The organism is Vallitalea pronyensis, from assembly GCF_018141445.1.
GTDB lineage: Bacteria > Bacillota > Clostridia > Lachnospirales > Vallitaleaceae > Vallitalea > Vallitalea pronyensis.
This window is the reverse complement of sequence record NZ_CP058649.1, coordinates 4,601,633-4,617,043: the sequence shown is the minus strand read 5'-3', so window position 1 is coordinate 4,617,043 and position 15,411 is coordinate 4,601,633. Positions and strand designations below refer to the sequence as shown.

Annotated in this window: 11 protein-coding genes; 9 read left to right on the top strand and 2 right to left on the bottom strand. The window is 34.9% G+C overall.

What is annotated here, in order from left to right; all coding sequences use genetic code 11:
* Window positions 1–168: 168 nt before the first annotated feature.
* The 8 genes from HZI73_RS19135 (at window position 169) to HZI73_RS19100 (ending at window position 12,448) form a co-directional block, all read left to right on the top strand.
* Window positions 169–894, top strand: a complete 726-nt coding sequence (locus HZI73_RS19135) for an ABC transporter ATP-binding protein (protein ID WP_212694969.1) — start codon at window positions 169–171, stop codon at window positions 892–894.
* Window positions 891–2,579: a putative ABC transporter permease subunit gene (locus tag HZI73_RS19130; protein WP_212694968.1), complete on the top strand. Its 1,689-nt coding sequence runs from the start codon at window positions 891–893 to the stop codon at window positions 2,577–2,579. The genes HZI73_RS19135 and HZI73_RS19130 overlap by 4 nt, the downstream gene beginning before the upstream one ends.
* 321 nt (window positions 2,580–2,900) lie before the next feature.
* The gene (locus tag HZI73_RS19125) at window positions 2,901–4,424 is read left to right on the top strand and encodes an extracellular solute-binding protein (RefSeq protein WP_212694967.1); all 1,524 of its coding nucleotides are present in this window, start codon (window positions 2,901–2,903) and stop codon (window positions 4,422–4,424) included.
* 522 nt (window positions 4,425–4,946) lie between these two features.
* Window positions 4,947–5,903, top strand: a complete 957-nt coding sequence (locus tag HZI73_RS19120; RefSeq protein ID WP_212694966.1) for an AAA family ATPase — start codon at window positions 4,947–4,949, stop codon at window positions 5,901–5,903.
* On the top strand, window positions 5,890–7,086 hold the full coding sequence (locus HZI73_RS19115; protein WP_212694965.1) for a DUF58 domain-containing protein: 1,197 nt from the start codon (window positions 5,890–5,892) through the stop codon (window positions 7,084–7,086). The genes HZI73_RS19120 and HZI73_RS19115 overlap by 14 nt, the downstream gene beginning before the upstream one ends.
* Before the next feature lie 42 nt (window positions 7,087–7,128).
* Window positions 7,129–9,477: a transglutaminase-like domain-containing protein gene (locus HZI73_RS19110; RefSeq protein WP_212694964.1), complete on the top strand. Its 2,349-nt coding sequence runs from the start codon at window positions 7,129–7,131 to the stop codon at window positions 9,475–9,477.
* A gap of 194 nt (window positions 9,478–9,671) precedes the next feature.
* Entirely contained in the window at window positions 9,672–10,040 is a 369-nt protein-coding gene (locus tag HZI73_RS19105; RefSeq protein WP_212694963.1) for a BlaI/MecI/CopY family transcriptional regulator, read from the top strand.
* 8 nt (window positions 10,041–10,048) lie between these two features.
* Entirely contained in the window at window positions 10,049–12,448 is a 2,400-nt protein-coding gene (locus HZI73_RS19100; RefSeq protein ID WP_212694962.1) for a M56 family metallopeptidase, read from the top strand.
* A 27-nt stretch (window positions 12,449–12,475) separates the two neighbouring features.
* On the opposite strand, the gene HZI73_RS19095 is transcribed toward HZI73_RS19100, so the two are convergent.
* Window positions 12,476–13,147 (bottom strand): Crp/Fnr family transcriptional regulator, encoded by a 672-nt coding sequence (locus HZI73_RS19095; protein ID WP_212694961.1) that lies wholly within the window; start codon window positions 13,145–13,147, stop codon window positions 12,476–12,478.
* Between the two features lie 72 nt (window positions 13,148–13,219).
* Window positions 13,220–13,969 carry a DUF2087 domain-containing protein gene (locus HZI73_RS19090; RefSeq protein WP_212694960.1) on the bottom strand — a complete coding sequence of 250 codons (750 nt, stop codon included), beginning with the start codon at window positions 13,967–13,969 and terminating at the stop codon, window positions 13,220–13,222.
* Window positions 13,970–14,522: 553 nt separating this feature from the next.
* On the opposite strand from HZI73_RS19090, the gene HZI73_RS19085 reads away from it, so the two are divergent.
* A complete protein-coding gene (locus HZI73_RS19085) occupies window positions 14,523–15,407 on the top strand; it encodes an ABC transporter ATP-binding protein (RefSeq protein WP_212694959.1) in 885 nt (294 codons plus the stop codon).
* The last annotated feature ends 4 nt before the right edge of the window (window positions 15,408–15,411 follow it).

Below are 15,411 nucleotides of genomic sequence, written 5' to 3'. Positions count from 1 at the left end.
GAATCATCCCTCTTTACATTCAGATATAATTATGGTATTATACAACTATATTTAGAAGTTTATCTAAATATATAATTACTTAAAATGAGCGTAACATAAGGGATGAATTCGATTAAAAGAGGCAGACTATGAACAAAATGAATACTAAGAGGGAGAGAGGCGATATATATGTTAAAGGTAAATAATCTATCCAAAACCTATGCAAAAGGGAGTGTTAAAGCTGTAGAAGACATTAGTTTTTCCGTAGAGCCTGGAGAAATATTTGGTTTTCTTGGTCCTAATGGAGCGGGTAAGACAACAACCATAAAGATGATTGTAGGTTTGCTAAAACCTACAAATGGGCAGATAACAATCAACGGTTTGGATAACCAAGAACAACCCATTGAAGCTAAGAAACAAATCAGCTATATACCTGATAAACCTGAGATACTTGATAAATTAAAAGGCATTACTTATCTGAACTTTATAGCAGATGTTTATGGTGTCAGCTCAGCAGATAGAAAAGAACGGTTAGCCTATTACTTAGACTTGTTTCAGTTGAAGGAAGCCGTTAATGATGTGATTAGCAGCTATTCACATGGTATGAAGCAAAAGATTGCCTTAATTGGCGGTTTACTTCATGACCCCAATCTTTTTATTTTAGATGAACCCATGGTTGGGTTAGACCCAAAGTCGGCCTTTCATCTTAAAGAAGTGATGCGTCAGATGTGTCAAAAAGGAAAATCGGTATTTTTCTCAACCCATGTGCTGGAAGTAGCAGAGAAACTGTGTGACCGTATTGCAATCATTAATAAAGGTAAGATCATTGCTCAAGGAACCATGGAAGAGTTAAGAGCCTTAGAGGGTACAAAAGGGTCTTTAGAAAATATATTCTTGGAGTTGACGGAAGCATGAGAGAGGTATTAAGATTAACAAAAGTCGGTTTAATCAATGGATTCAATCTACAGGGATTGAATCTTAAGAAGATCTTACAAGATAAGAAACAGCTTCTTAAATATATAGGGTACCTTGTGCTGGTGGTATTTTTTGTGGTGCTGTACGTAGGGTATATTAAGTTTATAGAGCAGATAACAGCAGGTTTTATTAGTTTAAATCAAGAGACATACACCAATGCGCTTGTCTATAACCTTCTCAGTATACTCATATTTATTTTTGGTATTCCATATATCATGGCTTATTTTTATTTTTCCAGAGATACGGAGATGTTGCTTGCACTACCTATAAAACCTAGAAATATTGTTTTATCCAAATTCATCATGCTCACATTATTTGAATATATACTCGTGTTTCTTATGATGATACCTGTGGTTGTTATAAGTGGGTCGGCATTGCATGCAGGGGTTAGTTATTATCTTATAGCACTCATTGTTATAGGCATGATACCCATTGCACCTCTAGCGTTATGTGGTATCATTATTATACTGCTTTCTCGCATCACCAATCTTGGTAGTAAAAAGAATCTTATACGAGGCATTTTTTTATTTGCTGTTACATTTTCTGCAATTGGTATACAGATGTATATTCAAAAGCATGCCATGGATATTGAGCAGAACCAAAATTTTATTATGGAACTCATTACAAACAATCAGTCCATGATTAACATGTTAGGGGATGCAAATCCATTTGCAAAATGGTTAGGAAATGCGTTAGATCCCATGGTCACAACAGGCAGTATTGTATCCTTACTTTACTTTTGCATTGGAAATCTTCTGATTTTCGCACTCTTTATCCTAGTAGGTGAGAAGATATATTTAGGTAGTATTATTGGTGGTCATGAAGTGGCTACTAAGAAAAAGCAACTCAGTGATGAAGCATTTAATCGAGAAATAAGTAAGGGCAATAGACCTTACATGGCTATTTTTAAAACAGATATGATTACCATGTTTAAAACACCCATATACTTGTTTAACTGCTTTGGTGTTGTGATTATCTTACCTGTTATCTTGACATTCTCATTTGTTACAGGTAGTCAGATGGAAGGACTGAGTATTCATTTACTTCAAGATATCTACAACAATAATACCCAACTTGCAGGATTTATACTTACAGGTGCTATCATGTTAACAGGGGCTATGACGCCCATTGCTCCCACAACATTCTCAAGAGAGGGAAAATATTTTTGGATCAGCCGTGTTATTCCCGTCTCTGCAAAAGAGCATATCATAGGCAGATCCATGACGGCCATGGTAGCTCAACTATGTCTTGTACTCATGCTAATTATAGGGTTAAATATAGCTATTGCCTTGGACATGAGTACGTATTATTATATAGCACTAGGATTGTTAGGTTCCATACCTATTATCTTATCCGGTATGCTAATTGATATAGAAAAACCATTGCTGAATTGGACAAATCCTCAGCGAGCAGTCAAGCAGAATATGAATGCAGTCTTTGGCATGTTAGCGGGACTGTTAATAGTAGCAGTTTTAGGAGGATTAACCTTTTTGATGCTTCAAGCTGCCATGAATCATGTGCTGATCTTTATAGCTGTTGTGATACTGATGATTGTGTTAACAGTGATGGTTTATAAGGTATTGGAAAAGAGAATAAGAATCAGGTTTATTGAAATTAACATGTGATACATGATATTGAGGCTCCCTAGGGGGCCTTTTTTCTTATAAAGTAATGCCCATGAAATTGCATAATCAAGTTATGATGAAAATACCGAGTGGAAATATTCTCCTTTACTATTGGAACGACTGTTGTTACGTTTATTTTGGTGGGAAAATTCTCTGAATGTAGCATATGAAATAATGTTCATGTTTCCTTGGTTATGTATGAGAAGTAGAAGAGAAGGAAATCCTATAGCTAGGGTGTTCAATAGTTGAAGTGTTTATCATTATGTGATACCAAATACACCCCATGATTAATGATGATCGTTTAGAGATAGGAGACTGGTTATGAAAAGAGTTCTTGGGTTAATTCTAGGCATGATTCTTATAATAGGGAATATAGCCGCTTGTTCACCGGAAAAAGAAACAGAACCAACGGTTCAAAAAAGTAAAGAGCCTGTTATAAGGGATACCAACACAAACAGAGAAAATGAAAGAGAAAAAGAAAGACAAAATGAAGATGACATCCCAACCCTGACGTTGGTCCAAAAAGATTTTGTACCCTCTAACCCAAATGATATGGCTTATATAGAAAAAATTAATACAGCATTATTGGAAAATGGGATAAAAGCTAAACTGGAACTTGTTGAGCTGCCTCGTGGTGGTTATTCGGAAAAACTAAATCTTATGCTTCAAGGTGGAAACGTACCGGACATGATATGGTTTAGAGATGGTATGGATGAACACTATATGGAGGAAGGGTTGCTGGTTGATTTAACAGAATATATAAATGACTCGGATGTCTTTAACCAATCCATGGAACCTTATCACAAAGCAAGAATAGCATCCTATCCTTACTTACTAAATATTCGTTACAACACACCCAAAATTGCATTGGTTCGGCAAGATTGGCTGGATGCATTAGGTTTAAAACCACCAGAGACAGTGGATGATTACTATGGCGTATTAAAGGCTTTTGCAAATAGTGATTTTGATGATAATGGTGAGAAAGATACCTATGGCATAACAGCAACAGGTGGCACAGAGCGATTAGATGCCATTTTTAATGGGGCATTTGGTATGCCAACCACTTGGATACAAGGTGATGACGGCCAGTATATATATCATAAAGTAAGTCAAAACGAGAAAGAGAAATTAGCTTTTTATCGACGGTTAAGAGAAGAAAAAATACTTGACCCAGCTTATATTACAACAAAATGGGATACCATGGAAGAGAAGTTGTATACAGGTAAAGTAGGTATGGTTGTTGGGTCTGCTGGAAAAGTGGTGGATATCTACAGCTCTAAATTGCAGCATGCTGGGGCTGATACCATGCTTATTCCACTGAATCCACCAAAAGGCCATGGTGGACAAGGTTTTGCACCTGTTGATGTGACAAAAGAACAAAAGGGTTTTGCTATTTCTACTGTATCAGAGCATCAAGCATTAGCTTTTCAGGTATTGGAGTTTATGGCATCGGATGAAGGGCAGTATCTCGACCGCCTTGGCTTTGAAGGAAGGGATTATGAAAAGGATGGTCATGGTATAATCACTCGGACGGAAAAAGGACAAGAATGGTATGCTCGATTCTTCGATGTACCATCTTGGCAATCACCTGTACCCCTTATAACAGATGTTGCTCAAGCATCATTAGATATAACAGCCCGTTACTATATAGAAGATAAAAATTTTGACATACCCAGTGAGCATAGCGCAAAATGGGAAACGATGAATAATCTCTATAAAGAATATGCTTATAAGATTATTATGGGTGACTATACCATGGATAAATTTGATGAATTTGTTAACAGATGGTACGAAGCAGGGGGAAATGAAATAACCGCTTTAGCAAATAAAATATTACTAAAATAGGGTTATTTTTACCTGGTATCAAAGAAAAATGCGGTTTTTATGGGTTTATTAGTATTTATTCCAAGGAAATAATTTAAGGCATAAATTATATAGTAAAAAATCAACAAAAAGAATTTAAAAATAAATCGAAGTTTGTTCAGCATTATTTGTCATATGCTGTATAATAGAAAGTGTAAGAAAACCCCATAAAACCTATAAACCCCCAAAAATTTATTTTTAAATACCTTCTCCTTAAAGAAGACAGCGATCGGTAGCTGTCTTCTTTTTATGTTATAAAATGAATAAATTATTTCATAAAGATACCCAAATATTACAAAACATTTAAGATTGTGTCACATGGGTGAATACGTTAATTTTGACTACAATTAAAGTCTAAAATATGATATAATTTATGAATGCAAGATACGTAACATCATGATTTCTTGTCATCATAATGTGTTGTAATAGAAAGTTGTTATAGGTGTTTATTCGACTTATTATGGTAACAAGAAAAAATACGCATGTAGAACGAGGGAGGTATATATGGAAAAATCAAGAAATATACTAATGCACATGGTTGATAATATCGAAAAAGTCATTGTAGGAAAAGGAGAAGTTGTCAAATTAATGGTTTTAGCCTTAGCTTGTGATTCACATCTTCTCATTGAAGATGTACCAGGGGTAGGAAAAACCACCCTTGTATCAGCACTGGCAAAGTCCATGAACGGGGTATTTAAACGTATACAGTTTACGCCAGATGTGATGCCATCAGATATAACCGGATTTTCTATGTATAATCAAAAAACACAAAGTTTTGACTTTCACGAAGGTGTGGTCATGGGTAATGTATTATTAGCCGATGAGATTAACCGTACCCCACCTAAGACGCAATCCAGTTTGTTAGAAGCCATGGAAGAGAAACAAGTGACCGTTGATGGCAAAACATATGCCTTACCAAGACCCTTTATGGTATTAGCCACACAAAATCCAGTGGAGTATATGGGAACATACCCGTTACCCGAAGCACAAATTGATCGGTTTATTATGAAGATATCCGTGGGTTACCCGTCTCACGAAGAAGAGAAAAGTATACTTCAATTGTACGAACATGATAATCCCATAGAGAGTTTAAAACCTGTGGTAAGTTGTGAAGATATGCTCCATGTACAAGGCAAGGTTAGAGAAGTTTATTGCAGCAGTATTATGATGGATTACATAGTGGAGATTGTTACAGCAACGAGACATTCTGAAAATATTATCTTAGGTTCAAGTCCCAGAGGGTCCCTCTATGTACTTAATGCTGCCAAAGCATTAGCCCTATACAATGGACGAGATTATGTGTTGCCAGACGATGTCAAAGAAGTATTTTTACCTGTTATCTCACATCGTATTCTTCTGAGAAATGAAGCTAAGTTTAATAAGATAACACCAGAGAATATTTTAACGGATATTCTTAATCGTGTTGAAGTGCCGGCTGGTGATTATTATGAAACGAAATAGAATCTATTTGATAACGTTAATAGGTGTTTCTATACTCACCTACTTTATAGAAGGTTATATTTTAACCACGTTATTTTACATGCTGTTATTTATTCCTGTTTTATCCTATCTATCCATTTGGCTCACATACCGACGATTTTACGTAACCCATGAAATAAGTAAAGATAAAATTGTTAAAGGGGATACGGTACAATATACGTTGACGCTATATAATGAGACGAGTCTGGTTTTTTGTCCTTTTCGTTTAAAACTTTCATTAGATAGGATTTTATTTCAAGGTCAATTTGAATCACCTACTTTTATTTTATATCCCAAGTCAGAAGAAAAAATTGTAATACCCTTACAATGCAAGTATCGGGGTTTTTATAAGGTTGGTATCCAGTCCGTTATCATTGAAGACTATTTTGGGTTGTTCTCTAAAAAAATAAGAACGGTGGATGCCATTAAAATGATGGTTTATCCTCGGGTTAAGCGTTTGATCGCATTACCCATGAGCCAAGTCAATATGGATGAAATCACCAACGTGAGTGCGAAAAAGCAAGACGAGCAAAATGATATATCCCACATGCGTGAATACGAAAAGGGGGATAACCTGAATAAAATTCATTGGAAGTTATCCGCTAAATATAAAGAACTCATGGTGAAACAATACAGTGGTGAAGTAAGTAATACGGTACAGATTATACTAGATGTTAACCGTCATTACCTAGATGAGGAATCCAATATAGCCATTGAAGATAAAATGGTTGAGACGGTTATTATGATGACCAGTTACTTGTTGATGCATAATAAACCTGTATCGTTGGTGTTTTATGACCGTCAATTTGTTGAGCTTAGCGGAAAAGGTTACAATGATTTTGAACGGTTTTATGAAGAGTGTGCATTGCTTGAGTTTCCCAGACAATATGATTTTAGTCAAACGGTAGTGGATTATTATCAGAGCATGGATGATCATGGGATGACCCATAGCCATGCTTATATCATTACTTCCAATGTTGATGAGGCATTGATAGATAAAATGAACATATTAACCATAGATAAAGCAAAAATGACCATCATGAACATCTATATGGACCAGCGTGATAAGAACGATAAAGGTATATACAGAGCAATAGCTGAAGGTTATGATTTGATGAATATACCTTATGAGAGAGATTTAGATACGTTAATAGAAGGTATATAGTGTAAGATAACTCCAGAATCATGCAATGAAGGAGTTGATATTGTGAGAAATTATATTAAGAAATTAATCGATATAGCGTTAATTGAAATGACTAAAATAATGATGATTTTTAGCTTAACCATTATTTTGTCAGGCCTGCTATATTACCAGTTATCTTATACCCACTTATTCCTAGCAATTGTCATGACGTATAGCCTTATAAAGGTGATGACATATAATCTAAAGTACTTTTTTTATAGCAGTGTAACCATTATTGGGTTGATAATAGGGGCTATTATTGTCAATTGGACCACAGAATACCTTTCCCAGATCGTTATAAAAATTGATCAATATATCTATGTTTATAGAACAGCGCTCACCAAAGGATACCTCATACCAGAAGAATACCAGATGGTGGTGGGTATAATCATTGGTTTCATTATTTGTTGTGTGGTACGTATGATACAAGGAAGTAAGCATGCCTTTATGTCGTATATCTTCATGGGGCTAACGATTATTCTAATTGCTTTCTTTGTGAGAGGTTTTTATAATCAGTCTGCTTATTATGTCTTTATTGGTGCTGTTATTGTTTATTATTATTATGAATTTTATCTGGGTAAAATAAAGGCCAAACATATTGCCAGGTTCTACCCATTAGCTATCCATGCAGTATTGTTTGCTATCGTATTGGTGTTTATATCGGGTTACAGCTACAGAAAAAGCCCTAGACCCTTACAGTTTGTCAATGAGATTGGTAAAACCATTGATAAGTATATTATCAATGGGAGAAGCGGTAGTGGAAGAGGTGGCAGCGGCACAGGAGCAGTAATAGACGACGAAGAACCTGTCATTGTGACATATGAAAACACAGAGGCGTTAAAAGCAGAAGTAGAGTTAACCAATCATGCTATTCTAAATGTCTACATTGATAACCCTACCTACTTAAGGGGAGGCGTTTGTAATATTTTTGATGGTAAAGAATGGTCTTATGATAATCCATCGATTTATGAAGTAGATGATTTTGAAGAACAATTATATGGTTTACAGTGGTTAAGCGAGGATGTTGATTCCCTATCAGACAGAAGCCAAGACACGTTGTTAGAGACGTATTATAGAAAATATGAGGTCAATGTTAGCTATAGAAATATAGCAACGGATATACTTTTTTTACCAACAAATGTGACCAGTGTATTAGACCCTTATGGTGATGAAGCAATGGATTCATTTTCATACAATGAAGGTGGTATTGCTAGCTTTGACAGTGATCTAATAGAAGGGTTCAACTATACGTTTACTTATCATAAACCGAAATATGACGAACCTATTTTGGAAGAAGTTTTGGTCAAGAGCCATAAAGGCTTTTATAAAAATATACCATCCTTACTCCATAAAAATGACTTAATCCGTAAGGCAGATAAAGTTCGTGAACATTATTTACAGATTCCAGATACGACGACAGAACGTACCTTTGAATTGGCAAAAGATATCACACAGAGTAGTCAATCAGATTATGAACGTGCAAAAGCCATTGAGTTGTATTTAAAATCTACATGTAATTATACGTATACAACAGAGCTGCCAGATAATGGCGATCCTATTGATTATTTTCTTTTTGAAACAAAAGAAGGTTTTTGTACTTACAATGCAACGGCTATGGTACTTATGCTTAGAATGAATGATATTCCAGCCAGATTTGTAAAAGGTTTTGTGGCAAAAGGCTCCCAAGTGGATGAGGAAGAAGTCATGCCCGATAACGAAATGATGTATATGACTGAAACAAAAACCAATCTAAATGTTATAACAGGTTGGGATTCTCATGCATGGGTGGAAGCTTATCTTGAAGGCTTTGGTTGGATTGCTTTTGAACCTACCAGTGGATTTGAAATCCGTACGGAAGCAGAGCGGTTACCAACGCCAGTGGTAGAGCTTCCAGATGGTGCCGAAGTCAATGAAGTATATGATCAAGAAGCCTTAGCAGCAGCTAGAAAAAGGATACCTGCATACGTTTTAGCCATTGCACTCAGTATTTTTATAATAGGTATTATCATCTTGGTGTTGGTGATACGATGGAAGAATAATGAACATAAATGGGAAGCAAGCCAAAATCGCTTTAAATATTTAATGTTATTCCACAAGTGTTTACTCATGCTTAAACTAATTGGATACGCAAAAGGTTCTCATTTAACCATGCGTGAATATGCAAAAGCCATTGCAGGTGATGTAGATACAGACGATTATCAATTAATGACTTATGTAACACAGTATGAAATTAGCTGTTACAGTTCAAAGTCTGTTCCTGATATATGGATTGAAGATGTTAAGGCTTACTATGGCTATCTTAAACAATTAGCTAGACAGAAAACCAATTATTGGCATGTACAATCCGCATTATTTATATACCATATTAAATAACTTAAAAGCTGTATATCTTACCTTGTCGATTAGACTATCATACATCTAATGGACTTGGAGGATAGACAGCTTTTTTTGTGTTCTAAAAATTAAAATATGACTTGACAAAACAGAATTACACGTGTAATCTTATATGTAGGATTACATGTGTAATTTAATATATATTAGTAGTCATGATGAGGAGGTGAGAAGAAATGGCTTTGCCGCAAATTTCAGATTTAGAGCTAGAGGTTATGAAGGTTCTATGGGAAGAGAGTCCCTTAACATCAAATACTGTTATTAAGCGTATTAAGGATATGAATCCCCGTACGGTGAAAACATTGTTATCACGGTTGATAAAAAAAGAAGCGATTCAATATAAGGAAGAGGGACGTACTTATCATTATTATCCAGTGGTCAAAAAAGAAGAATATATTAAACTTCAGAGCGATCATTTTGTGAAGAAGCTCTTCAATGGTTCATTAAATGCCATGTTTGCTAATTTTTTAGATCAAAAGAACTTATCAAGAGATGAGTTGGATGACCTAAAAAAGATGATTGATCGCTATGATGATGAAAGGTAAGGGGAAGTATGAGTGGTGTATATGATATATTATTAAAAACAACCATTATTTCAAGTGGGATGATAGTCGTTATCCTGGCGATTAAGCGCATCATGGCTAATAAGTTATCGTTAAGGTGGCATTACACCATCTGGTTTCTGTTAGTGATAAGACTCATGTTGCCCATTAGCGTACCCAGTTCACTAAGTATTTATAATTTGTTGGGAACATATGAGAGAAGTTCTACAATACAAGAACCTGTCACATATGAAATGGATAGTTCCCTTATAACAGAAGATAAGGTATCACCCAATGCATTGATAACACGTGATACTCAGCCTCAAAGTGAAAATCCAAACATGGGTGGAAAAGATCAGAAGCATCATATAGAAAAACCAAGATGGGAGATACATCAAATAGATGTCAAGGCGATAAGTGTTATCTTATGGTTAGTTGGTCTAATCCTTATAGGTAGCATAACACTTTTACATAATTGCCATATTCGGTATAAAATTGCTCGTAGTGTGCCCATAGAAGAGCATAACATGATGACTGTTTTAGAAGCTTGTAAAGAAAAATTGGGTATCACAAAAAAGGTACACATGAAGTGGGTAACAGGCATATCTTCACCGGCAATAACGGGTATGCTATCACCAACCATTTTATTACCAATCAGTTATCGAGAGAACTTACCAGATGGCTTAGAGATTATCATACTTCATGAATTGCTGCATTATAAAAGAAGGGATGTTATCCTATTACGCTTACTTACAATCTTACAGGTGATCTATTGGTTTAATCCGTTGGTATGGATTGCATTCTATAAAATGCGTCAGGAAATGGAAATGTGCTGTGATGAAAGTGTTCTAAAGATTATTGGTATCCAGCATAAAGCTGCCTATGGTAAGTTAATCCTTAACCTTATTGAGAGGAATGTATCTGCACCCCTATCATTGCCAGCACTGTTAGGAGGGCATAAAGCTATGAAAGCTCGACTTAGTCAGCTAATGAAGCATCATAAAAGAACAAAGTATACCATAGGATTAGGGATTGTGATTATCTGTTTGGTAATGGTGTTTTTTATGACAGATAAGCAGGATACAACAAAACAAGAAGAAGGGAATACGATAGCTACTTCTCATTCTGAAGATGGTGAAATTAATGAAAACCAAGACCTAACCATAAACAGTTTAGAGGAAGATAAGACGGTAGCAGATATAGGTGGTACAGATGGACCAACAGTTATGTTTACAGGGGAAAAAATCAAAGATGTGAGACTAGATGAGGCAGATGTTCAAGAACTCCAGATACTGACGAATGGAGAGCATTATAAAACCATAACTGATCTAGAAACCATTAATCGACTGGCTAGAAATCTGATCTTTGAAATAGGTATTCGTAGCGATATGGCTGCAAAAGAATTTTTGGATACCATTTCGTTAGCTCATGGTAGGAATCAACCCATAACACTTATCATTGATAAGATTTATAACCAAAAGGTTGATAAGATAATTGTAAAAATGGAATCAGGTGATTTATCCGCAAATTATACGCTTGCTAATAATAATGTAATGGTATCCAATATAATAGATATTCCGATGGATACATTTGATTATCATTTACCAAAGGATGTTAAAGCGTTAGTTGATAAATATAGCCTAAATGTTGGTTATTATTTGTTAAACACTAAGTTAATATTACCTGAGTCCTTTGATTATTATGTTGGAGATAATCCAATTCCTTTATATTGGGCTTATAAAAATGAATTAATTAAAGATATTAACATGGATATAACAGACTACCTTGGTAAAGAAATTGAATTGATTTGGTATACCTTAGATGATATGCCTGAAGTCAAAACATCTAAATATTATTTAAGACCTAATCGATTAACAATTTTGCGATACGATGGTAAGATTATTGGGGCATACATTGGAAGTAATGTAAGTCAAAGGGCTTGTTATTCGTTAAAAGGATCTACATTAGAACAGATGACTAAAATGGCATTTAATCCATGGGTGGATCAATTTGTTGTCATGACTGAAGAAACAAATGCATTAGCCAAGCTAACGCCAAAAGAAGTCGTAGAGGCATACTATGCAGCCTTAGAAAAAAAGGATTTTAAAAAAGCCAATCAACTCGTTACAATATCAACATTATTTGATATTGGAAGCTATATAGGCGATTACAAACTTCATGGATTTTTCCATCAAAATATGGAGAGTCTTTCACTTATCCGAATTAATGAGACTAACGTATCAACAAATGGGATTTATCGATTTGATATCGATTTAGATGTTCAATATAAGGAAAACAGATTGGGTGAGTGGACTATCTCTAGTCAAAATGTAAAAAAAGAACAAAAACAGGTGGGTTATAAGGTAGATGCAATAGTAGGTGCTTTTGATATAGCGACCCCCAACGAATAACCACTCATTGAAGGTCGAAAAGACTATCTACAATAAACAATCTTCAAGCATTTGAAGGTTGTTTATTTTTATGGTGTTTTTATGATAATCGATAATGCTCTCATCTTTCATAGCAGCTAACTCACGAGATAAGGAAGGTCTTGTGACCCCCAATGATTCTGCCATTTCTTTTCGGGATACATTCAGTTCAATGTAGAGGTTCTGTTGCCTTTTATATTCCGTTAAAATATAATCAGCAATTTTTTGGCGCATATTCTCATAAGATAGATTTCTTAGCTTTTTATTTAATGTGAGTATCTTACTGGTCAGTACATTCAGCAAGTTGTTCATGATGATGGGGTAATGTTCCATCAAGGCTATGATTTGCTCCTTGGCTATAAAAAGGACCTGTAGTTGGTTACAAGCCACCAATGTTGATGGGTAGCGTTTCATGTTGGAAAACAAGATCACTTCACCAAATATATTACTGGGATTAAGCCTTGTTACCGTAACGGATTTACCCATTGGATAAATTTTTCTAATTTCAATAGCACCCTCTAAGACAATACCTATACGATTGCAAAGGTCACCTTCAGTACTAATAACTTGATCTTTATTATAAGATACCATTTGATAATCAATGGTGTCTAACATGTCATCAATCTGCTCTTTTGTTAGGGATTGAAAGAGTGAGCATTTTAGTAAGATATCTGTTGCCATGATATGATCCTCCATAAGGTTTCAGACGTATATACTTAATATATACTGTAGGGAATAAAATATCAATGGTTTTTATTTCACCCAATAACGACTACCATCTTTTTTACGATCCAAAAACCCATACTCAATGAGATAACGTCTCAGAATAGCATGGTCCTCATAGATTCGCTTCAGAATACGGTTAATCTCAAGTTCACTATAAGATTTTTCGGGTTTAAATAATTTAATAATTTCACGTAGGACAATGATTTTACGCTTTTCCTTGGCAGGAAAATCTTTAAGGTAACCTTCTTCTGTAAAATAACGTTTTACGATTTTTTCACTATCCTCTATGGTAATGGCATAACGGTCATCAATCATTGTAGCTGTTGGATGTGGCTCCTTGTAATCCTCTTCTTTTGAGGTATTTTCTTTCAGAAGCTCCATCATGGTTACCATCATTTTAGCTTGTTTCTCTTTTTCTCTTAGCTTAAAACGATAATTTCGAATGGTTGAATCGTTAAGACTTAAAGCCCTAGCTGTTTCTTTATCACTTTTGTTTTCATAGAAACAGGTTAGGACTTCACGTTGATTATCTGTAAGCCCCGTAAATTTCTTATTGAGGTTTAGCAAATAACGAAAGACACCACCATGATCTTCTTCCATATGATAAGCCATACGCTTCTTCGATGTCATCATAAGTCCAGCATGTTCGTGAATAAGTCCAGACGCTAAGGTATAACCACAAAAAAGACACGTATAACAAGATGTCTGTTCATCGTATTGATACCCTTTTTTTAACACATCAATGGGAGCATTCCAAAATAATTCTTCTCTTTCCATTTATAACACCTCATTTCCTATTTCAAATAATATATAAACAGCATAACACAAAACATACTATAGTGCAAACGAATTTTATATTAGTTTGCTTTTATGCAAACAAATAACGATTTGGATTGGATAATGAGCTGTTTATCATGTGTTAATGGAAGAAGGTTCAACCTTCAAAAGTAACATTTAACATGCCGTATCAGAAATGAACTATTGACAAGGTAGATGTAGAAAGACATACTATTATTAAGGAATAGAAAATGTCAGTTTTTATAGTGAATAGCGATACATAAATACAAGTGAAAAGTGAAGTCAATGTTTAATTCAGATTCATAAAGCTTATACTAATAACGAATGTCATGTAACATAGGTTGTCTTACTTATTATTATGAAGTAAATTGCTTTGTGCTCTTAGCATTCATTATAAAAAGTGGTGGATTTGATACTTTTATTTTTATGTAACTTTATATTGAATTAAAACAGTGAGTGTGTTAAAATGAAATTGACCGAATCGGTCAATGAAATATTTTGGTTAAAGGACAGTATTAAAGGAGGTTATCTTATGCATGTTATAGAAACCAATAAGCTTACAAAATATTATGGAAAATCAAGGGGAATCCTTGATGTATCGATGAAAGTTAATGAGGGTGAAATTTATGGTTTTATTGGACCGAATGGCGCGGGTAAGTCAACAACGATTCGTACCTTATTGTCTTTGATTTATCCCACCAGTGGCAGTGCTAAGATATTTGGCAAGGACTGTATAAAGCATGGGGCACAGATAAGACAAGAAGTGGGCTATTTACCATCAGAAGTATTTTATTATGATAACATGAAGGCCATGGATTTATTAAAGTATTCAGCTAGTTTTTATAATAAGAATTGTGATAAACGTATAAAAGAATTAGCTGAAATAATGGATCTTAATCTAAACAAGAAGATTAACGATTTGTCTTTTGGAAATAAAAAGAAAGTAGGTATTGTACAGGGATTACTCCATGAACCTAAGCTCATTATCTTAGATGAGCCAACAGGTGGCCTGGATCCCCTTATGCAGCAAAAATTCTTTGATCTCATTCGTGATGAGAACAAAAAAGGAGCAACCATCTTTTTTTCATCCCATATTTTAGATGAGGTTCAGAGAATGTGTGACCGTGTGTCCATTATCAAAGAAGGTAAAATCATTAAAACAGAAAGTATTGAATCCTTAAGACAAGATAATTATAAGAAACTTCGTATTGAAGGGGCAACACCATTACCAGAAGGTATATTTAATGGTGCAGGTGTAACGGATTTACAAGTGGAAGCGAATCGAGCAAGCTTCTTATATAAAGGTGATATCAATAGCATTGTGAAGCAATTAAGCACCATACAATTAAAGAATCTATTGGTTGAAGAACCAACACTTGAGGAGATTTTCATGTATTATTATGAGAAGGAGGCTTAAGGGT